General features: G+C 52.4%; 22 protein-coding genes and 1 pseudogene. 8 read left to right on the top strand and 15 right to left on the bottom strand.

Translation table 11 applies throughout. From position 1 onward, the window contains the following. Positions 1-107: 107 nt before the first annotated feature. A complete protein-coding gene (locus tag CV945_RS17790; protein ID WP_255350130.1) occupies positions 108-236 on the top strand; it encodes a hypothetical protein in 129 nt (42 codons plus the stop codon). Between the two features lie 57 nt (positions 237-293). Here CV945_RS17790 and CV945_RS14305 read toward each other — a convergent pair whose 3' ends face one another. The 4 genes from CV945_RS14305 to CV945_RS14320 form a co-directional block, all read right to left on the bottom strand. Beyond that, positions 294-1,571 (bottom strand): ATP-binding protein, encoded by a 1,278-nt coding sequence (locus CV945_RS14305; RefSeq protein WP_100660022.1) that lies wholly within the window; start codon positions 1,569-1,571, stop codon positions 294-296. 46 nt (positions 1,572-1,617) lie between these two features. Then, a complete protein-coding gene (locus CV945_RS14310) occupies positions 1,618-1,863 on the bottom strand; it encodes a YueH family protein (protein WP_100660033.1) in 246 nt (81 codons plus the stop codon). Positions 1,864-1,929: 66 nt separating this feature from the next. Then, the gene (locus CV945_RS14315; protein WP_033010578.1) at positions 1,930-2,679 is read right to left on the bottom strand and encodes an SDR family NAD(P)-dependent oxidoreductase; all 750 of its coding nucleotides are present in this window, start codon (positions 2,677-2,679) and stop codon (positions 1,930-1,932) included. Positions 2,680-2,932: 253 nt separating this feature from the next. After that, positions 2,933-3,589, bottom strand: a complete 657-nt coding sequence (locus CV945_RS14320) for a hypothetical protein (RefSeq protein WP_100660023.1) — start codon at positions 3,587-3,589, stop codon at positions 2,933-2,935. Between the two features lie 171 nt (positions 3,590-3,760). Here CV945_RS14320 and CV945_RS14325 point away from each other — a divergent pair, with 171 nt between their 5' ends. The 3 genes from CV945_RS14325 to CV945_RS14335 all read left to right on the top strand — a co-directional run bounded on the left by CV945_RS14325 (position 3,761) and on the right by CV945_RS14335 (position 5,146). Further along, positions 3,761-3,955, top strand: coding sequence for a hypothetical protein (locus CV945_RS14325; RefSeq protein WP_033015881.1), 195 nt, complete (start codon positions 3,761-3,763; stop codon positions 3,953-3,955). Between the two features lie 194 nt (positions 3,956-4,149). After that, entirely contained in the window at positions 4,150-4,734 is a 585-nt protein-coding gene (locus tag CV945_RS14330; RefSeq protein WP_033010575.1) for a cell wall hydrolase, read from the top strand. 232 nt (positions 4,735-4,966) lie between these two features. Then, positions 4,967-5,146 (top strand): YkvS family protein, encoded by a 180-nt coding sequence (locus tag CV945_RS14335; protein WP_033005507.1) that lies wholly within the window; start codon positions 4,967-4,969, stop codon positions 5,144-5,146. Positions 5,147-5,178: 32 nt separating this feature from the next. On the opposite strand, the gene CV945_RS14340 is transcribed toward CV945_RS14335, so the two are convergent. From CV945_RS14340 to CV945_RS14375, 8 genes are all read right to left on the bottom strand, one after another. Continuing rightward, positions 5,179-5,862 carry an NAD(P)H-binding protein gene (locus CV945_RS14340; protein ID WP_020754933.1) on the bottom strand — a complete coding sequence of 228 codons (684 nt, stop codon included), beginning with the start codon at positions 5,860-5,862 and terminating at the stop codon, positions 5,179-5,181. Positions 5,863-5,915: 53 nt separating this feature from the next. Further along, a complete protein-coding gene (queF, locus tag CV945_RS14345; protein ID WP_033011832.1) occupies positions 5,916-6,413 on the bottom strand; it encodes a preQ(1) synthase in 498 nt (165 codons plus the stop codon). 51 nt (positions 6,414-6,464) lie between these two features. Beyond that, the gene (queE, locus tag CV945_RS14350; protein WP_100660024.1) at positions 6,465-7,199 is read right to left on the bottom strand and encodes a 7-carboxy-7-deazaguanine synthase QueE; all 735 of its coding nucleotides are present in this window, start codon (positions 7,197-7,199) and stop codon (positions 6,465-6,467) included. After that, positions 7,199-7,636: a 6-carboxytetrahydropterin synthase QueD gene (gene queD, locus CV945_RS14355; protein WP_033011835.1), complete on the bottom strand. Its 438-nt coding sequence runs from the start codon at positions 7,634-7,636 to the stop codon at positions 7,199-7,201. The genes queE and queD overlap by 1 nt, the downstream gene beginning before the upstream one ends. Then, a complete protein-coding gene (gene queC / locus CV945_RS14360; RefSeq protein WP_100660025.1) occupies positions 7,633-8,304 on the bottom strand; it encodes a 7-cyano-7-deazaguanine synthase QueC in 672 nt (223 codons plus the stop codon). The genes queD and queC overlap by 4 nt, the downstream gene beginning before the upstream one ends. A 171-nt stretch (positions 8,305-8,475) precedes the next feature. Next, positions 8,476-9,588 carry a GerAB/ArcD/ProY family transporter gene (locus CV945_RS14365; protein ID WP_100660026.1) on the bottom strand — a complete coding sequence of 371 codons (1,113 nt, stop codon included), beginning with the start codon at positions 9,586-9,588 and terminating at the stop codon, positions 8,476-8,478. Positions 9,589-9,614: 26 nt separating this feature from the next. Next, positions 9,615-10,700, bottom strand: a complete 1,086-nt coding sequence (locus tag CV945_RS14370; RefSeq protein ID WP_100660027.1) for a Ger(x)C family spore germination protein — start codon at positions 10,698-10,700, stop codon at positions 9,615-9,617. An 11-nt stretch (positions 10,701-10,711) separates the two neighbouring features. Next, the gene (locus CV945_RS14375; protein WP_100660028.1) at positions 10,712-12,226 is read right to left on the bottom strand and encodes a spore germination protein; all 1,515 of its coding nucleotides are present in this window, start codon (positions 12,224-12,226) and stop codon (positions 10,712-10,714) included. Positions 12,227-12,366: 140 nt separating this feature from the next. Here CV945_RS14375 and CV945_RS17335 point away from each other — a divergent pair, with 140 nt between their 5' ends. Beyond that, positions 12,367-12,570 carry a hypothetical protein gene (locus tag CV945_RS17335; RefSeq protein WP_198518521.1) on the top strand — a complete coding sequence of 68 codons (204 nt, stop codon included), beginning with the start codon at positions 12,367-12,369 and terminating at the stop codon, positions 12,568-12,570. Positions 12,571-12,744: 174 nt separating this feature from the next. On the opposite strand, the gene CV945_RS14385 is transcribed toward CV945_RS17335, so the two are convergent. Continuing rightward, positions 12,745-13,791, bottom strand: a complete 1,047-nt coding sequence (locus tag CV945_RS14385; protein ID WP_100660030.1) for a YkvI family membrane protein — start codon at positions 13,789-13,791, stop codon at positions 12,745-12,747. Positions 13,792-13,951: 160 nt separating this feature from the next. Next, the gene (locus tag CV945_RS14390; RefSeq protein ID WP_063330222.1) at positions 13,952-14,698 is read right to left on the bottom strand and encodes a FixH family protein; all 747 of its coding nucleotides are present in this window, start codon (positions 14,696-14,698) and stop codon (positions 13,952-13,954) included. A gap of 267 nt (positions 14,699-14,965) precedes the next feature. Here CV945_RS14390 and CV945_RS14395 point away from each other — a divergent pair, with 267 nt between their 5' ends. The 3 genes from CV945_RS14395 (at position 14,966) to hepT (ending at position 18,209) form a co-directional block, all read left to right on the top strand. After that, a complete protein-coding gene (locus CV945_RS14395; protein ID WP_100660031.1) occupies positions 14,966-17,098 on the top strand; it encodes an ATP-dependent Clp protease ATP-binding subunit in 2,133 nt (710 codons plus the stop codon). Positions 17,099-17,404: 306 nt separating this feature from the next. After that, positions 17,405-17,800, top strand: coding sequence for a type VII toxin-antitoxin system MntA family adenylyltransferase antitoxin (mntA, locus tag CV945_RS14400; protein ID WP_031212949.1), 396 nt, complete (start codon positions 17,405-17,407; stop codon positions 17,798-17,800). Further along, complete coding sequence (gene hepT, locus CV945_RS14405; protein WP_100660032.1) at positions 17,790-18,209, top strand: type VII toxin-antitoxin system HepT family RNase toxin; 420 nt, start codon at positions 17,790-17,792, stop codon at positions 18,207-18,209. The genes mntA and hepT overlap by 11 nt, the downstream gene beginning before the upstream one ends. Before the next feature lie 27 nt (positions 18,210-18,236). Here the strand turns inward: hepT and CV945_RS14410 are convergent. Further along, a pseudogene (locus CV945_RS14410) lies at positions 18,237-18,470 on the bottom strand (TetR/AcrR family transcriptional regulator); the annotation flags it as partial. Between the last annotated feature and the right edge of the window lie 133 nt (positions 18,471-18,603).

Genomic DNA, 18,603 nt, shown 5'->3' on the forward strand with positions numbered 1-18,603 from the left:
CAAAACTGAAAAAGGATGTAAGGGATTTTGTCGAAAAATATTTTTTGGACACCCCTGAGAGGCCGAAAAGCCTTGATACATCAACATTTCTAGAGGGAGGGGGAAGCATGTCGAAAAAAGGGAGACAAAACAAAGTAAGCCAAGAAGTGGCCAACCCGACCGTCTCGAAAACAGAGGCGGAAATGGCCAAAGACAGCGTTGACACCGCCAAGCAAGCGAAAAAAAACCGCTCATAACCAAGAACGTGTCCGCGCCTTGGGCGCGGACACGTTTGGTCGGAGCAGCCTCTTTTGTCAGCCGCTTGCGGCGTCGGCCGCATAGCTGGACGGCAGCGTCAAATGGACAATCGTCCCTTTTCCGACTTCGCTCTCGATCTGCATTGTCCCTTTATGTTCCTGGATAATTTTCATGCTTGTTGTCAGCCCGAGCCCCATCCCTTTTTCTTTCAACGTAAAAAACGGTTCGCCGATTTTTTGCAGGCGCTCTTTGGAAATGCCAATGCCTGTGTCGGCAATATCCAAATAAACCGTTCCTCCCGCTTCGGAAACGCGGACGTATAAACTCCCGCCGCCAGGCATTGCTTCAATGGCGTTTTTCATTACGTTTAAAAGCACTTGAACAATTTGGTTCTGGTCGCCGTACACACATGCTTTCGGGGCATTATTGTGAACAGAAATCAAAACGTTGTTTAATGTCGCCTCATGGCCGATCAAACTGATGACATACGAAACGGCCTCACTTAACAAAAATGGACGGTAATTATGGCTTTGCGGCTTGGCAAGTACGAGCAACTCGCTGACGATTTGATTGATGCGGCCAAGCTCGCTCAACATAATGCGCATATAGTCGTCATTCACTTCGCGCGTTTCTTGCATCATTTGAATAAACCCTTTCATCGATGTGAGCGGGTTGCGGATTTCGTGGGCGATGCCGGCGGCCAGCTCTCCGAGCACCGACAGTTTTTCTTTTTTGAGCAACAGCTCTTCGGCCCGCTTTTGCTGGGTAATATCACGGCCGATGGTCAATAGTCCTTTGCGCGCCCCATTTTCTTCAAACAACGGCACTTTAATGACGTCAAATGTCTTCCGCTCCCCATCCAACGTCTCGAACGATTCCTCTCGACGCGTCAATGTCCCGCTTTTCCATGCCTCGCGGTCCGATTCGATGCACTGTTCGAAGGTATCCTTAAAAAACGGCACCAGCTCGCCAAGTTCACGATCGGTTTTCCCGACATAGTCGATGTGCTCGAGATGGTAAAGCCGCCGGCCGAAATCATTGACGCGCAGCCAGCGTCCCTCGCTATCTTTAAAACAAACAAAATCAGGCATCGAGTTAATGAGCGTGAGCAACTGCTGCTCGTTTTCTTCCGCCTTCTCGAGTTGCTCCCGCTTTGTAAGCAGCTGGTATAAAAAAACGACCGACAACAAAATAAAGACGGCCCCTTTGGCGATGCCAAGCGCCATATACAAACCGCGGCCAACCGGCAGCATATTGATCAAGGCGTCGGTAACCACGAGCCATAACAGACTAAATGCAATGTAGCTTGCCATTACCTTTGACTTGTTAAACACTTCACCATCGAGCTCCTAACATGCAAAGTCACAAGCGGCCGCCCAGTTACATTTCTCGCGCCCATGCAAGCAACTGAGCGGTCAACGCGGCAGCACGTTCATGGTCAAGCCGCTTTTGCAGCGACGCCTCGAGCCGCTCGGTTACCGATCCGGCCTCTTCCCCATAGGAAAACGAAAACGACCATTCAAGCGCCGGAATGGCTAGAACGATGTATTCCTCTTTCCGGTTTTCATAAATATATACGTTGACCGGGGCTTGCCCGTCCATGATCGGCGTTTTACGGATTTTCATCATTGCCTCCCACCTTTGCTGCAAAGCCGTTCTCCATATTCATTAATTTTAGCAAACGCCCTCTTCCTACTCAATATAAATCATTTTCCTTGTCATCCCGCCGTCGATCACGAAATTCGCCCCAGTGATAAAATCGTTTTCCTCCTCACATAAGTACAGGCAGGCGCGGGCAATATCGTCCGGTTTGCCGACGCGGCCGGCCGGGTGCTGCCCGTGGTCGACATCCCGCAGCTGTCCGTAATCGCCCGTCTCGATCCAGCCGGGGCTGATGCAATTGACGCGGATGCGGTCAGCGGAAAACGACACCGCCAACGCGTGGGTGAGAGCGACAAGACCGCCTTTCGACGCTGCGTACGCCTCTGAATTTGGTTCAGACATGAACGCTCTTGTAGAAGCAATATTCACGATCGCCCCTCCTTTGGCGTTGCGGCGCATATATTTTGCCGCCTCGCGAGAAGCAAAAAAGGCGCTGCGCAAATTTGTCGACAACACATCGTCCCATTCATCCACCGTCAACTCGTACGGTGATTTCCAACGCGAGACGCCGGCGTTATTAATGAGATAATCGATGCGGCCAAAACGGCTGGCTGTTTCGTTCACAAACCGTTCGATGTCGCTCACTTTCCGGACATCGGCGGCCACAAATATGGCATGTCGTCCATCCGCCCGCAACTGTTCGGCAAACGCCTCCCCTTTTTTGACATCCCGATCCACGATGGCCACATTCGCACCTTGTTTGGCAAACATCGCGGAGACCGCCTTGCCGATGCCGTTCGCTCCGCCGGTGACAATCACTGTTTTCCGCTCCATGCCCATTTGCCTCTTCTCCTTTCTTTTCTCCAACCTCGTCTTTTCCTCCCTCTCTTGAGGGAAAAACTACGTTCCTTATTATACCATTGACAGCAATGGGAACACATATATGCCGCCATAAGGGAGCGTTGGGAACAATGCGGTTGATGCTGGCGCCTGTACGGGAAGCGGCCGTCTGGCAAGCCGGTGAGCCTCTATGCTGGGCCCGTCCCCCGTGGAACATAAAAAAAGACCGCGTGGAAGCGGTCTTTTTGACGGTTTACCGATATGGGCCGTACGGCGCCGGAAGGCCGGGCGCATATGGAGCTACCCCACCGTAATACGGCGGCAGCGGTGCAGCAGGATAACCGTACGGTGCCGCCGGGGCGTATGGCAGCGGCGCAGCCGGCGGATAGCACATCGGAGGATACGGAACAGCGCCGGGGGCGATGCTAGGGGCAACACCGGGCGTGACACCCATGGTCGGCATCGCACTAGGAACGACGCCGGGCGTCATACCGGCAACAGGAGCTCCCACCCCTGCATACGGAGCTGCCATATCGTATGGAGCAACGGCACCGTCAGCGGGCAGCGGCGGTGCATTTTCTTCCCCTCCTACCGGCCAGGCGAAGGTCGGAGCCACATTCGGCACTGCTCCCAAGCCCAGCGGCGGCGCCGGGGGCATCATATCAGAGCTGTCCGGGCTGTCAAATTCGTCCGGACTGTCAAGGTGGGCCGGACTGACCAAAGGAGCCATCGGCACAGCCGGCGGACACCAGTAGGGAGTCACCGGCGGATAATACGCTGTCGGCATTGCCGCTGGTGCGGTCGGCAGCGGCGCCACGGGCGGTGCATTATTGTCCATTCGCCCGGCCTTATCGCCTTGGTTTGAGGCGTTCAGAAACGGATCATTCATATGAGGGTCCCAATGATTCATTGTCCTCTCCCTTTCTCGCTCATAGTTGTCGGGGCGCGTACCCATCCATATTGTATGTCGGCACAAGCAAAGGGTGTTTGCCCGGCCAAAATATAGGTATTTATCCTAAACGCCGGTTGCGCTATGATAAATAACAGCAGCAACCTCACATGGACGTTGGGAGGGAATCAGATGGATGAAACGTTGGCGGCCAAGCAAATCCATGATTTGCGCAACGGAATCATCTCCGAACTGCTGGTGAAAAAAGAGGACTTCCCTGTTTTTCGCGCCGTGCTTGTCAAACAGCCCGATTTTAAACGATTTCGCGGCATCGCCCAGCGCGGCGGCCACATTATTTATCACTATACAGATGTTCCGCGCAGCTGAACGTTCCCGTCTTTGCGGCTTCACATCCGGCTTTCCGCCCCGAAAGCCGGATGTTTTGGCTTGCGGAGAAATTTCCATTCCTCCTATGAAACTAGTCATTTCAATGCTTCGCGCACTTTTTCCATCATTTCGATAATGAATCATCTTCCCATCCTTGTTACTCTAGTAGCGAGTTTACGAGAGGGGGGATCAGGATGAAAAAAGGAAAAGCATGGGTGATGGCGGTGTTGTGCGGGATGTTTTTCTTTGCCGGCCATGCCGATGCGGCAACCATCCACACTGTCAAGCGCGGCGACACGCTTTGGAAAATCGCGAAGCAATACGGCGTGCCGCTCAAACAGCTGATGCAAAAAAATAGAAAAGACGATTGGCTGTATCCTGGCGAAAAACTGATCATCCCGAACGCAGGCATTACAGCGGCGGAAAAAGACTTGCTCGCTCGCCTCGTCCATGCTGAGGCGAAAGGGGAGCCGTACGCCGGGAAAGTAGCCGTGGCAACGGTCGTGCTCAACCGCGTCGACCATCCGGATTTTCCGGATACGATCCGCGCCGTTATTTATGAGCGCTCTGGCGGCCATTATGCATTCACACCGGTCGCAAACGGAACGATCAATGAACCCGCTGACCGTGAATCATATCGCGCCGTTGAAGAAGCACTTGCTTTTCGCGGTTTAGGAAACGGCTCGCTCTATTTCTACAATCCGAAAACGGCGAAAAGCAAATGGCTGCGCTCCCGTCCGGTGACGGTCGTCATCGGCAACCATGTGTTTGCCAAGTAGACGAAAACAAGGGGACGGCTTCGCCCCTTGTTTTTTTTTAAAATATCAGATTTTAGGAAAGAAACCCCTTTACTTGTGCATAAAAATAAGGCAAACTAGTAAAAAAGCGCCTGCTCCTTTTTATAAAGAGCGGGCACAACGGCCAGGGCGCACCGGCCGGCCGCCTTTTCGGCCGATCACGTCCGTTTTAGCGGCCGACGACTATATTCGGTTTAAAAAGGGGAATGATAGAATGGTGAAAAAAGCAAAAGTCGGGGACATTATTGAATTTAAAAATGGATTGCGCGGCATCGTGGAAAAAGTGAACGAAAACTCGGTCATCGTCGATTTGACATATATGAAAAACTACCGCGAGCTTGATTTGCAAGAGCGGACGGTGGTCAACCATAAAAATTATAAGATTATTGAATAGAAAAAAGAGGCCGTCAAGAGCCTCTTTTTTGTTTACGAAATGCGGGCGAGTTCATCACATTCATAGATGTGGACGCCGTTCGCTGCGGACGCCGCCCGGTAAAACATCGCCAAAGCAAGCTGATGGGCGTCAACCGGCTTATATTTTTTCCATTTGCCGACGAACAAAAACGGCAGCCGGCATAACAGCCACCCGGCGAGCATCTCGCCAAGGCGGAACTCCCGACGCTTGCCGACGAGCAACGATGGACGGAAAATATGAAGCGATGGGATGGAAAGCCGCTGCAACGCCTCTTCCACCTCTCCTTTGACGCGCTGGTAAAAAAACGGCGAACACGGGTTGGCGCCAACCGAAGAGACGGTCAAAAAGCTTTTCACGCGGCACTTTTCCGCCAACGCCGCCGCGCGCAGCGTATATTCATAGTCAACTTGAATGAACTGCTGCTTCGTTTTCGCCTTTTTCCGCGTCGTTCCGAGGCAGCAAAACACATCATCGACATAAAAATGCCGCTCATACGATTCAAGCCGCGCAAAATCGGCGACGACTTGCTGCAGTTTTTCATGTTTAATCGGCAGCGGGGTGCGGACAAAAATGGTCACTTGCCGGTACAAATCCGACTCAAGCAGCAACTTGAGCAGTTCCCCGCCGACCAAGCCGCTCGCCCCAAGCAAAAGAGCTGTTCTTCGCTCCAACGCCAAAACCTCCAAGGCAAACATTCACTGTCCATTATATAGGAGTGTTGGCGAAAAAACTACCTCTTTTTTGTAGTTTAGCGGTTGTCGACTTTTTCTGGATACAAGTCGTGGTTGAGCAGCCGGTATTCCGCCATTTTTTCGTATTTTGTCCCCGGGCGCCCCCAATTGCAGTACGGATCGATGGAAATGCCGCCGCGCGGGGTGAATTTGCCCCACACTTCGATATAGCGCGGTTCCATGACTTTAATCAAATCGTTCATAATGATGTTGACGCAGTCTTCGTGAAAGTCGCCATGATTGCGGAAGCTGAACAAATACAGCTTCAACGATTTGCTTTCGACGCATTTTTTGTCCGGGATGTAGCTGATGTAAATCGTCGCGAAGTCCGGCTGGCCGGTTTTCGGACATAGCGAGGTGAACTCCGGACAATTGAACTTCACGAAATAATCCCGGTCAGGATGTTTGTTGTCAAACACTTCAAGAAGATGGGGATTGTACGTAAACGAATACGTTGTCCCTTGATGGCCAAGCAGCGTCAAGTCTTTCAATTCTTCCTCTTTTCTTCCTGCCATTCCTTCATTCCTCCCTTTGATTCATGCAACGTGAGCGGCCGCACCCCCGCTTTACACGCCACGCTTGTTTCCCCAAAGAAGCGTGTGCAGCTGCGGCAAGATGTGGACGTCGGCCAGCTCCTCCGAATCGGCGGCTTGCTCCACCAGCCATTCCAACCGATGGAGAAGCTTTGTGCGGAGTGCATCCACATCTGAATCGGCCACATCGGCGTTTCCTGTCTGCAAATAAAACGGAACACTTGGGTAGCGGCAGTGCACCTCTTTCGCGTACGCCAAATCGGCGTCATCAAAGACGACGACTTTCAAACTGACGCGCCGCGTCCGGTTTTGATCTTTCTGCAACCGCCCGATGAGTTGGTCGAGCGCCGACCAGTCGGTGTCCATCCCCGAACTTGGCGGTTTTGGGGAAATGGTGACATCGTCTACATCGAGCAGCCAGTCTTGCCAGCGGCTCCCTTGCGTTTCAACCGCAACGCGCACCCCTTTTTCGTGAAGAAGGGCGACAAGCTCTCCAAGAGCGGCAATGAGAAGCGGGTTGCCGCCTGAAATCGTCACGTGGCGGAAGCGGCGGCCGCCCATGGCTTCAAGCCGCCGCCAAATGTCGTCTGCCGTCAACTGCTCGATCTCGTCTTTCGCTGATCCGTCCCACGTAAACGCCGAATCGCACCAGCGGCAGCGATAATCGCAGCCGGCTGTGCGGACGAACATCGTCTTTTGGCCGATCACCATTCCCTCTCCTTGGATGGTCGGACCAAAAATCTCTAGCACCGGGATCGTGCGCGCCATTACCGGTCCCCCGCTTTCGGCCGGTAGACGACATAGCTCGTCGGCGTTTCGCGGACAAACACTTGCAAACATGTCGGCTTGTGCGGCAGCGTATCCAAATAGCGCTGAATCGTTTCATAAATCGTGCGCGCCACCACTTCCGTCGTCGGAAACCGGTTCGGGTCGTTTTCATCAAAGCAATCGGCATGGTCATTGAGCAACGTATGATCCAGCTTTCCATGCACAAGCTGTTTGATCGTTTGAAAATTGACCAAAAATCCGCTTTCATCGAGCTCATCGCCAGCAATCGTCACATTGACGATGTACGTGTGGCCGTGCACGTTGGCGCAGCTCCCGGCCGCTTCGTGCGGGATGAAATGGGCGGCGGCGATGTGCATATCTTTGTTCAGCTCATAGCGGTAAGGGTGCATCACTTGCGGATAAAGCTGGTGCATCATGGCCGCTCCACCCCCGCTTTTTCCCGCAAATAGTCATCCAACCCGCGCTTGCGCAGCACGCATGCTGGACATTCGCCGCAGCCGTCGGCGATGATGCCGTTATAGCACGTCAGCGTCTTCGTGCGAATGAACTCGAGCGCCCCGAGCTCATCCGCGAGCTTCCACGTCTCCGCTTTCGTCAGCCACATGAGCGGCGTATGAATGACAAATTCGTAATCCATCGCTAAATTCAGCGTGACGTTCAACGATTTGATAAACACATCGCGGCAGTCCGGATAGCCGCTGAAATCCGTCTCGCACACTCCCGTCACAATATGGCGCGCGCCCCGCTGTTTGGCAAGCACCGCCGCGAACGATAAAAACAACAAATTGCGTCCGTCCACAAACGTCGTCGGCAGCCCGCCTTCCTTTTGTTCGATGGCGATATCATCACGCGTCAAGGCGTTCGGCGCCAATTGCCCAAGCAGCGACATATCGAGCACCGTATGGCGAACGCCAAGCTCAGCGGCAATTGCCTGAGCGACTTCAATTTCGCGGCGATGACGCTGCCCATAGTCAAACGTCACCGCTTCCACTTCCCCAAACTGCTCTTTCGCCCAAACCAAACACGTCGTGCTGTCTTGGCCGCCGCTGAAGACGACGACCGCCTTTTCTTCCTTCATCTTCATCACAATCAACCTCCTTCTGAATCAGCAGAAGAAGAGGTTTCCAAAACAAAAAAGGCCATACCCCTAGGATACAGCCGTCCCTAGTTTTTTATAGAGGGTTTTGCTAGAAACCTCTCCCGTACAAGTGTACGGAATTGCGATTCTTCTGTTTTCCATATTACTATACCATACTTATGGCTTTTGTTGTAGCGCCTTTTTCACTTTTTCCGCCGTCCATACGTATAGATACAAAAGCGGAACATACACCGCGACAAGATAAAATCCCGCCTTTGCTGTCCATTCCGTCAACTGCTCAATATGTGTCTTCTCCTGAAAAAACATTCCCCCGACAAACAAGCAAGCGAGCAACACCGGAAGCGAACGGCGCTGCTGAACAGCAAACAGCTGTTTGATCACGCGCGTCGCCGCCCAAATAGAGACCGCGATGATCGGGAACACAACGAGCACATAAATCGAGATGACAATATACTCCATCCGCTCGATAAACGGCACTTCCGGAATTTTGGCCATCGTCAGCGTCGGCCATGTAATATGCTGAATTTGCTCTTTGTTATAAAACACGATGGAAATAAGGATCAAAACAAAATAAATGAACATCGTAAATGCGTTGGCCGCATGCGCCCACTTTTGCGAGGACGGAGCCTGTTTTAAAAACGGGTAATACATCAGCAGCATTTCAAACCCTAAATATTGCAGCACCATCTCTTTCGATGCTTTTGCCAATTGCCCAAACGAATGGTCGAACACCGGCAATAAATTCCGGTATTGAGCATACTCAAGCGGAAAGAAAACCATCGGAAAAATCGTCAACAGCGGAGTCACCACCCCCCAAACGCATAAGCCGACAACGACGCGAAACCCGCCGGAGACGACATAATACGTCATCAGCAAAAACATAAGGCTGAACTGCCACACCCCCATCAACGGGAACACCCATACTTTAATGATTTCAATGTATGATTGAAGCACCATAAACGCCGCCAACGCGTAGTAAAAAAGAAGTCCAAGGCTCAGCACCCCGCCGATCCACCGCCCGAAGTACTGTTCATGAAGCGACACGAGGTCTCCGCCTGATGGCAAATGCGACAGCAGCCGATACATCAGCCAAATCAACACGTGCGCCGCCAGCCCGGCCATTAAGACTGCCATCCAGGCATCCTGCCCCGCCTCTTTCATCAGTGGACGCTGAAAATTGAGTGCCCCGACCCCAACTTGCGTAGCATGAATGACAAAAAACACAAGAAACGGGGAGATGAGAAACCGTTCCTGAATGGCCTGCTTCATCCTAATCCCTCCTCATGTTCCCCGTCTTATTCGCCAATGCCGGTATGGACGATATCCACCGTGACGTGCGGGCGGATGTCTAGATCCGGGTATTCACGGTAAAACGCGTCGGAATCCCAATGTCTTGTCACACTGCGAACAAAATCGCCGATGCCGAGCGGGTCAATCCGTTTTTTCTGAAAATAACGGAATAACCGACGCATATTATGCTCCAATTCGTTTTGCATTTTTTTCTTCACATCAGCAAACAAATCTTGACCCGGCTGATCGAGCCATGACGGGTAATCCCGCACCGACGCATGGATATGGACGAACACATCAAGCACATGGCGGCTTCCATCACGCTTCCATTCATATTTCGGCTTCGCCCATAAGTTTTGCAGCATCACCCGATCCTCGCCCTGTTTCCCGCGATTCCCAACCTTCAGCTGGTAGACGCCGTTTTTCGTTTCTCCAAGCAAAATTTTCATTAAAAACGAATCACGCAAACTCACATGCCCCACGTATCGGTCGTCGCGAAACAACGCGACCCCTTCAAGCTTGGCGAAATCTCCTTTTTTCTCAAAATACGGCAAAAACGGATCGCTGCCTGGGGAAAAATAGCGATACAAAAACAAGTGCAAATTCGTTTTCGGCAAGTTCATCGACTGCTCATTCTGCTCCACCAGATTCGGCAAATACAACGTATCGCTCAGCGTCGTGTTCGCCGCGATTTTCAGCAGCTCCTTCGCGCTTTCTTCCGCCACGCCAAGCAGCAAATGACTGCCGACTTTGTTGTTGCGCGCGAGGCTGTGCGTAATTTGCGTCACCCCCCGCCTGGCAAACTCCTTGCCGAACAAAATCAAGCGCAGCTGCCCTTCCTCAACCGGCAGCGCGGATTTCGATGACAGGCGCGGAATCAAGTCGTAGACCGTCGGCGACGTCGTCGTCAGCATATTCGGCTTTGTCATCGGCCCTTGCTTGAACGTCGGGTACACCGCGGTGCCCGTGTAGCGGCCGTTCTCGAAATCATACCCCATCTGTTGGATAATTTGAATTTCATCAATCGGCCGCGAACTGGCGCAGCCGCCAAGCAACAGCAGCGCACCGAGCCATAGAAGCCCACGCCTCATCACGATCCCCCTTACTCATCAATATCGCGTTTTTGCTTCGCCGCATTCGGATCGTAACGAAACCGCGACCGCGGACGAAGAAACATCGGCCGCTCCGCCGTTTCACTGTATGGCGAACGAACGAATGTATCGCGGAAGCTGCGCACACGAAATGGATAAAACGGCAGCAAATACGGATAGCCAAACGACTGCAGCCGCCCTAAATGAATGAGCAGCCCGCAGACGGCAAAGATAATGCCGATCCCGCCCCAACATGCAGCAAACAAAATAAACGGAAACCGAATGAACCGAATCGTGTTGGACATTTTGAAAATCGGCGTTGTAAACGAAGCGAGCGCCGCCAACGCGACGACAATCAACAAAATCGTACTCGTCAGCCCGGCATCAACGGTTGCTTGCCCGATGACAATCCCGCCGACAATCCCGAGCGTTTGTGCGACTTTCGTCGGCAGCCGCGCCCCGGCCTCGCGCAACAGCTCAATCGTAATTTCCAAAAACAGCACCTCGAGCATCGGCGGAAACGGCACGTTCGAGCGGGAATAAATGATCGGGCCGAGCAAGTCTTCGGGAATCATTTCATAATGATACGTCAGCACCGCCACATAAATCGGCGACGCTAACACCGAGAACGCAACGCCGAAAAACCGGATGAGCCGGAAAAACGTGCCGAGCACCCATGGCAAATAATAGTCTTCCGGCGACGTAAAAAAATCGAAAAGAGCGGCGGGGCCAATCACGGCATACGGGGAGCCGTCGCAAAAAATGGCCACCTGACCCGACACAAGCGCATAGATGGCCCGGTCGATCCGCTCGGTCGAGATAAACAGAGGAAACGGCGTCCGTGAATTGTCCGCAAGCAGCTGATCCAAAACGGCGTTGTCAAACACGAGGTCAAAATGAATGGACTCAAGCCGCTGCGTCACCGTTTGAACGACTTCCGGATTGGCGACGCCATCGATGTAGGCGATGACCACTTTCGTTTTCGACACCGAACCAATCGACATTTCCCGAAACACAAGATTCGGCGTCACCACTTGCCGGCGGATGAGATGCAAGTTGACCCCGACGTTTTCCACAAATCCGACTTTCGGTCCGACGACGCTGAATTCGTTTTCCGAATCATTGTTTTCCCGAAGCCCCAAATTTTCAGCCGCGGCGCTCATGAGCGCCGCTTTGTTTGGCTGCTCGCGGAAGGTGACCGCGACAAACCCTTTCAGCACCTTCTCTTCAATCAGTGCCGTGTCTTCACTCACCTCAATGCGCTGAATCGGCACGATTTGCTGCAAGTCTTCCAAACGGACAGTTGGATGGTTTGGAATGTCGTTTTGCAAATGGCAAAGAATCCGCTCTTGCAGCACTTGCGGATCGACGAGTGAATCAAAATAATAAATCGACAGCTCCTTACCTCCCACAACAAACGACACTTCGACAAAATCGCTCGATTGCCGCAGCGTTTCCCAAAGCTGCGAAATGGGCCGCTGAGGGGGGCGTTTTTTCTTTTTTTTCCAAAATGAGAATAAACCCACGAACATCCCCTCGCCTTTCCGTTTACGGAATAGTCTCCCAACCGATCGATATTTTTATGCATCCCCCTTTCATCCTATTGATTCGACAAAATCTTCTATATATTATTGAAAATAGACAAATGAAAAAAGGAGAATCGTCTATGAGCGAACTGACGAAACAGCGTCGGTCGAAACGAGCGTTGAAAAAAGTGACAGAAACGGCCGACTTTTCCGATATGGTGCAAGAGACGGCGGCGGGGCTCGAGCGGCAAACACTCGCTCTTCATGAACTGGCGGGAGAAGCTGACGCCCTGGCCGCCGCAGCCCGCAATTTGGAAGCGATGATCGCCCGTTTTCGCTCGTAATCATGCTTTCAACATCCGCATGCGGGAGGACCATCTCGAAAAAAGCCCCCGTTTTGCGAAACGCAATGAAAGCGAGGGAATGCCTATTGGGTGGGCGGTGTACGGAAAAACAATAAGCCCTTTCGCCCCCCGCACCAGAACAGAAGAGGCAGGGAAAGCGAAAGGGCCTGTTTGCTAACGCGGCAGCTTGCGGCGCCAAAGGAGCCACAATAACATCAGGCTCATGTAGCCAAACAGCGGATAAAGAAACGACAACAACTCCCCATAGCGAAACGGGCTGACCGCGGCAAACACCAACACGAGCAGCACGCCGATCCCTTTTCCACTGATCGGCACCCAAATGCGCGCTTGACGGGCAAGCCCAAACAAGCCGCCGATGACCGAGGTAAAAATTTCTCCGTAAATGACGACGACATACAACCAATACAGCATGGCAAAAAACGCACGAACTACTTCGGCCATCGGAATATCGTAACCATCCTTTTGCGGAAACGACAGCAACACAATATGGTTGAGAAGCAACAACCCTGTTAGGATCCCCCCACCCAACATCGCCCCGCGCTTCACCGCCCGCTCACTGGCCGCTTCGCGGGCAACGGGCACCAACACCGCTTGCGCCATCGCCAAGTTAAACGCCGCATACGAAAACGGGGACAACATTGCCTTCAGTGAATAATCCGATGCCGCTATATCCGGTCGGCATAAGTCGCCAGCCATCATCATTTTGATCCATACGGCAACGCTCAAGATCATCATCATCGGCACGACGAACACGTTGACGCCAAACAATCCTTTGCGGTCAAGCAGCATGACCAAAAGCGCCAACCCGAGCGTCAGCGTGACGCCTGCCTGCCGTGTCCAGCCGAGCTGCTCTTCAAACACCGCCCCCGCCCCCGCGATCATCACCGCCGTCACCCCTGCGATCATCACCGTCATCACGAGCGTCACAAACGGGCTCAACATGTTCCCGAACAAATAGCGATTCAACTCATCATAGGACGCAGCTCCAATTCGGCGCGCCATCACCATGAGCCGCGCGCCTCCCCATATAAACAAACAACCGCTGATGATGATGCCCACCGTTCCAGCCGTCCCATAACGAGTGAAAAATTCCATAATCTCTCTTCCGGTCGCAAATCCTGCCCCAATCACCGTTCCAACGTAAACAGAAGCGATTTGCCACGCCTCCGACCACTCGTGTCTCTTGCCCAAATCCTCCATCTCCCTCTCTTGTCCGTTGCTTTTCCATATATATGTATATGTCCGGCATGGACAAGAAAGACGACAGAACGAAAAAAGAAGGCATCCGAGACAAGATGCCTTCTCACACACCGCAAACTCTCTTCATTAATATGTCATGCGATGTGAAATCGCGTTTCCATCAATGAACCGTCACTTGTTCGACTTGATGTTCGTGCAGCCCGCCGCTTCCTTCGACGTGCACTTTCACCGAATACGTTCCTTTGTTGGCAAACGTGGCCATGGCTTCGTACTCGCCGTTTCCTTTTTCCTTTGCATCGACAAATTCATGCTTATTGTCCGCCTGCCAAATCTCAAAACGAACGGTCGCACCTGTCAACGGCTTCCCATCTTTGGAGAGGCGGACGGTCAACGCCGCCGGTTTTCCGGCTTCGAACGAACGGGACGACAGCGAAATGGCGACGGCGCCATGATGGTGTTCTTCAGCACTGCCTTGGGAATTTTCGCGCGCACCGTCAGCCGTCGCCGCCTGTTCCGGGCTGCCGGCGACAATATCTTTCTTCGGCATGTTATGCATGTCGCGCGCCGTCACATGGGCGACCACCGAATATGTTCCCGCTTCGGTGAACGTTTTTTCCACCGAGTATCGGCCGTCGCCGTCATGCTTCGCTTCAAGCATTTCCCGCTCGTCGCTTCCATGCTTCCATACTTCAAACTTGACTTCGTTCGCATCGTCTACTTTTTCGCCGCCGTACGTCACGACGCAGGCGAGCTTGGTCGGTTTGTTCAAATCGATATGATCCGGCGCATCGATTTTCACGTCAAGCACGGCCGGCGTCTCAGCTTGCTTGTTGTGATTTGTACAAGCAGCCATGATCATCATCCCCAAAAGTACAACAGCAAACGCGAAACCAACCTGTCTTCTCATCTTCACCTTTCTCCTTTTTCCTTCAAATTCATGATCATCATGAGCACCAAAGACGGAGTCTTTTCCGCCTCTTTTTCTGTTTTTCACTTTATCATAGCTTTGCCGCACCTACATTAGTATTCACCATTTTTTCAAAAACATTTCATCGTTATTACAATTTTTTTGTACAAAACACTTGAAAGTCAAAAAAGATCAAAGTATAATAAAGTCAGAAAGTCAAAGAAAGTCAAAGTCAAATCCCGAATAAGAGAAAAGGGGGTATGTCTCATGCTATGCCAAGCATGCCAACAACGTGAAGCAACAGTGTTTGTCAACTTGCAATGGAACGGGGAAAAACAACAACTTCACCTGTGCCATGAATGCTATGAAAAGCAAAAACAACAACTGTCCATTCCGATGAACTTCGGCTTTTCACCGTTTTCCTTTGATGACTTCTTTACTAGCCCGTTCACAGCCGCCAACGCCGGAATGAGCGCGCCGAAAACGATGGCGAAGCGCCCGCAAAGCCATGGCGGTGGATTTTTGGATCAATTCGGCCGCAACTTGACGCAAATGGCGAAAGCGGGCTTGATCGATCCGGTCATCGGCCGCGACAAAGAAATCGCCCGCGTGATCGAAATTTTAAACCGCCGCAACAAAAACAACCCGGTGTTGATCGGGGAGCCGGGTGTCGGGAAAACAGCCATCGTTGAAGGGCTCGCGCTGAAAATCGCCGAAGGGCAAGTGCCGGAAAAACTATTGAACAAAGACGTGTACTTGCTTGATGTGGCGTCGCTTGTCGCCAACACCGGCATCCGCGGTCAATTTGAAGAGCGGATGAAACGGCTCATCGCCGAATTGCAAGAGCGGAAAAACATCATCTTGTTCATTGACGAAATCCACCTGCTCGTCGGCGCTGGCGCCGCTGAAGGCTCGATGGACGCCGGCAATATTTTAAAACCGGCGCTCGCCCGCGGGGAACTGCAAGTCGTTGGGGCGACGACGCTCAAAGAATACCGGCAAATTGAAAAAGACGCGGCTCTTGAGCGCCGCTTCCAACCGGTCATCGTCCACGAGCCGACCGTTGAGGAAGCGATCGTCATCTTAAAAGGCATCCAGCCGAAATACGAACAGTTCCACCATGTCCGCTATACGGATGAAGCGATCGAAGCGTGCGTGAAACTGTCGCACCGCTACATTCAAGACCGCTTCCTCCCGGACAAAGCCATCGACTTGCTTGACGAGGCCGGCTCGAAAGCGAACTTGCGCCTCGGTCCGACCGATGAAAAACAACTGCAAGAGCGGTTGATCCAAATCGCGAAAGAAAAAGAACGAGCGGCGAAAGAAGAAAACTACGAATTGGCGGCGAAACTGCGCGATGAAGAGCTGAAGCTCGAAAAACAACTCGAGCAAGGCGTCAACCAAGAACGCCCTGTCGTCGATGCCGCCGACATCGAACAAATCATCGCCGAGAAAACCGGCATCCCCGTCGGCAAGCTGCAAGCCGATGAAAAAGAAAAAATGAAACATCTCGAAGAACACTTGGCGAAAAAAGTGATCGGCCAAGCGGAAGCGGTGAAAAAAGTCGCCAAAGCCATTCGCCGCAGCCGCGCCGGCTTGAAAGCGAAACACCGCCCGATCGGTTCGTTCTTGTTCGTCGGCCCGACCGGCGTCGGGAAAACGGAGCTCGCCAAAACGCTCGCCGAGGAGCTGTTTGGCACAAAAGACGCCATGATTCGCCTCGATATGAGCGAATACATGGAGAAACATTCCGTCTCGAAGCTGATCGGTTCGCCGCCGGGCTATGTCGGCTTTGAAGAAGCCGGCCAGCTGACGGAAAAAGTGCGCCGCAATCCGTACAGCATCATCTTGCTTGACGAGATTGAAAAGGCGCACCCGGATGTACAGCACATCTTCTTGCAAATTTTAGAAGATGGCCGCCTAACCGACAGCCAAGGCCGCACCGTCAGCTTCAAAGACACGGTCATCATCGCGACAAGCAACGCCGGTGCGACCGACAAAAAAATCACCGTCGGCTTTGAAAAAGAGGGCAACGGGCAAACAAGCGTCCTTGACTCTTTGAGCGCCTACTTCAAGCCGGAATTTTTGAACCGCTTCGACGCCATCATCGAGTTCAAGCCGCTCGAAAAAGCACACTTGCTTGAGATCGTCGACCTGATGCTCGCTGACGTCAAAGCGGCGATGCGCGAGCAAGGCATTGAACTCGAGGTGACGGAAGCGGCGAAAGAAAAACTGGCCGAACTCGGCTACCATCCGGCCTTCGGCGCCCGCCCGCTCCGCCGCGTCATCCAAGAGCATGTCGAAGACAACATCGCCGACTGCCTGCTTGACGCGGATCAATCGGTGCGTGCGATCCGTATCGATGTCAAGGACAATGCCATTGTGGCGGAAATCGCCTAATTGTGGCTTAACGACCAACGCGCACACCTATATCATCCATCACCCGAATGACTCGAACATCGCCCCATCCCGTTTTCGGGGTGAGGAAGTGTTTTAGGGAAGAGCAGCAAAAAGAGCCGCCCCGAAGTTTGTATGTAAGGAGGAAATGAATCAATCAGCCCCTGCTTCTTTCGCTCAGAGGGATTGGCGCATCATCGCCATCCCTTTTTCTTTTTCCATCTTTTCGCCAAGAACAATAAGATTTTGCTATTAAGATTTTGCTATAATGAAGAAAAACGCAAGGGGGCATCGCGATTGCCAAACGAAATGGAGACGATCATCATTCAGACGCTCCGCCCGGCTCTTCACCCGTTCGTCATCTACCTGTTCGGTTCAGCCGCCCGTGGGGCGATGCGCCCGGACAGTGATGTCGATATCGCCTTTGTCAGCGACGGCGAACCGCATGATCCGTATGAGCTGTTTCGGCTCGCGGGGCATTTGGCTGACAAGTTAGGGCGAGATGTCGATCTTGTCGATTTGCGCCAAGCCAGCACCGTGTTTCAAGCGCAAGTCGTCTCGACGGGAAAAGCCATTGATTGCCGCGACGAGCGGAAACGGGCTGAGTTCGAAATGAAAACATTGAAAATGTATGTGAAACTAAACGAAGAGAGAGCACCGGTGTTAAAACAAATTACGGAAAGCGGGAGCATATATGAAAAGTGATGTCATTTTAAACAAGATCAGCGTGATCGAACACTGCCTGAAACGAATTCGTGAAGAATATAACGGCGATCCAAAAAATTTACAAAATTACACAAAACAAGATTCGATCGTTCTGAATTTACAGCGGGCGTGCGAGGCATGCATCGATTTGGCCATGCATATTGTGGCCGAGCAGAAATTCGGATTGCCGCAGCATAGCCGCGATGCATTCACTCTCCTCGAAGAGTACGGCGTAATCTCTCCTGCCATAAGCAAAAACATGAAGGCCATGGTCGGATTCCGCAACATCGCCGTTCACAACTACCAACAACTGAACCTTGGCATTTTGCAAGCCATCATCGACCACCATCTCGATGATTTTAAACACTTTGCCAAAGCCATCCTCGATTATGCCAAGAAAAACGGCTAGGCCGGCTCCCACGCGGAAGCCGGCCGTCTAGCGCCGCAGACCGTTCATCAACACGTGAATCGTCCGCTCCATCTCCGCCTCATCGTCCCAATGGTGGTCAGGCAAAAGGAGAAAGCGGGCGGCCAAAAAGCCGGCAAGCGATGTGATCGTCAGGCGCATGACGGAATCGACCGGCAGCTCGGCCAATTCCCCTTTCTCTTGAAAATGGCGGACAATGCGGGCGAATTTCGGGTACACATGCTCGGTAAACACACGTTGAAAGCCAGGCGTGTTGATTATCCAATAAAATCCAAATGGTATAGAAAAAAGAGCACCTTTCCTGTAGAATGTGAGTAGCAACACAAACAAACCCAGGAGGTGCTCTCTATGAACAAGCATACCACACTCCCGAATT

The sequence above is a fragment of the Geobacillus sp. Manikaran-105 genome, assembly GCF_002809955.1.
Taxonomy (GTDB): Bacteria; Bacillota; Bacilli; order Bacillales; family Anoxybacillaceae; genus Geobacillus; species Geobacillus thermophilus.

Excerpts from the sequence above, each read along its gene's own strand:
- CV945_RS17790 (WP_255350130.1), top strand. The coding sequence starts at position 108 with ATGTCGAAAAAAGGGAGACAAAACAAAGTAAGCCAAGAAGTGGCCAAC.
- CV945_RS14310 (WP_100660033.1), bottom strand. The coding sequence starts at position 1,863 with ATGAAAATCCGTAAAACGCCGATCATGGACGGGCAAGCCCCGGTCAAC.
- CV945_RS14315 (WP_033010578.1), bottom strand. The coding sequence starts at position 2,679 with ATGGGCATGGAGCGGAAAACAGTGATTGTCACCGGCGGAGCGAACGGC.
- CV945_RS14320 (WP_100660023.1), bottom strand. The coding sequence starts at position 3,589 with ATGAATCATTGGGACCCTCATATGAATGATCCGTTTCTGAACGCCTCA.
- CV945_RS14325 (WP_033015881.1), top strand. The coding sequence starts at position 3,761 with ATGGATGAAACGTTGGCGGCCAAGCAAATCCATGATTTGCGCAACGGA.
- CV945_RS14330 (WP_033010575.1), top strand. The coding sequence starts at position 4,150 with ATGAAAAAAGGAAAAGCATGGGTGATGGCGGTGTTGTGCGGGATGTTT.
- CV945_RS14335 (WP_033005507.1), top strand. The coding sequence starts at position 4,967 with ATGGTGAAAAAAGCAAAAGTCGGGGACATTATTGAATTTAAAAATGGA.
- CV945_RS14340 (WP_020754933.1), bottom strand. The coding sequence starts at position 5,862 with ATGTTTGCCTTGGAGGTTTTGGCGTTGGAGCGAAGAACAGCTCTTTTG.
- queF (WP_033011832.1), bottom strand. The coding sequence starts at position 6,413 with ATGGCAGGAAGAAAAGAGGAAGAATTGAAAGACTTGACGCTGCTTGGC.
- queE (WP_100660024.1), bottom strand. The coding sequence starts at position 7,199 with ATGGCGCGCACGATCCCGGTGCTAGAGATTTTTGGTCCGACCATCCAA.
- queD (WP_033011835.1), bottom strand. The coding sequence starts at position 7,636 with ATGATGCACCAGCTTTATCCGCAAGTGATGCACCCTTACCGCTATGAG.
- queC (WP_100660025.1), bottom strand. The coding sequence starts at position 8,304 with ATGAAGATGAAGGAAGAAAAGGCGGTCGTCGTCTTCAGCGGCGGCCAA.
- CV945_RS14365 (WP_100660026.1), bottom strand. The coding sequence starts at position 9,588 with ATGAAGCAGGCCATTCAGGAACGGTTTCTCATCTCCCCGTTTCTTGTG.
- CV945_RS14370 (WP_100660027.1), bottom strand. The coding sequence starts at position 10,700 with ATGAGGCGTGGGCTTCTATGGCTCGGTGCGCTGCTGTTGCTTGGCGGC.
- CV945_RS17335 (WP_198518521.1), top strand. The coding sequence starts at position 12,367 with ATGAGCGAACTGACGAAACAGCGTCGGTCGAAACGAGCGTTGAAAAAA.
- CV945_RS14385 (WP_100660030.1), bottom strand. The coding sequence starts at position 13,791 with ATGGAGGATTTGGGCAAGAGACACGAGTGGTCGGAGGCGTGGCAAATC.
- CV945_RS14390 (WP_063330222.1), bottom strand. The coding sequence starts at position 14,698 with ATGAGAAGACAGGTTGGTTTCGCGTTTGCTGTTGTACTTTTGGGGATG.
- CV945_RS14395 (WP_100660031.1), top strand. The coding sequence starts at position 14,966 with ATGCTATGCCAAGCATGCCAACAACGTGAAGCAACAGTGTTTGTCAAC.
- mntA (WP_031212949.1), top strand. The coding sequence starts at position 17,405 with ATGGAGACGATCATCATTCAGACGCTCCGCCCGGCTCTTCACCCGTTC.
- hepT (WP_100660032.1), top strand. The coding sequence starts at position 17,790 with ATGAAAAGTGATGTCATTTTAAACAAGATCAGCGTGATCGAACACTGC.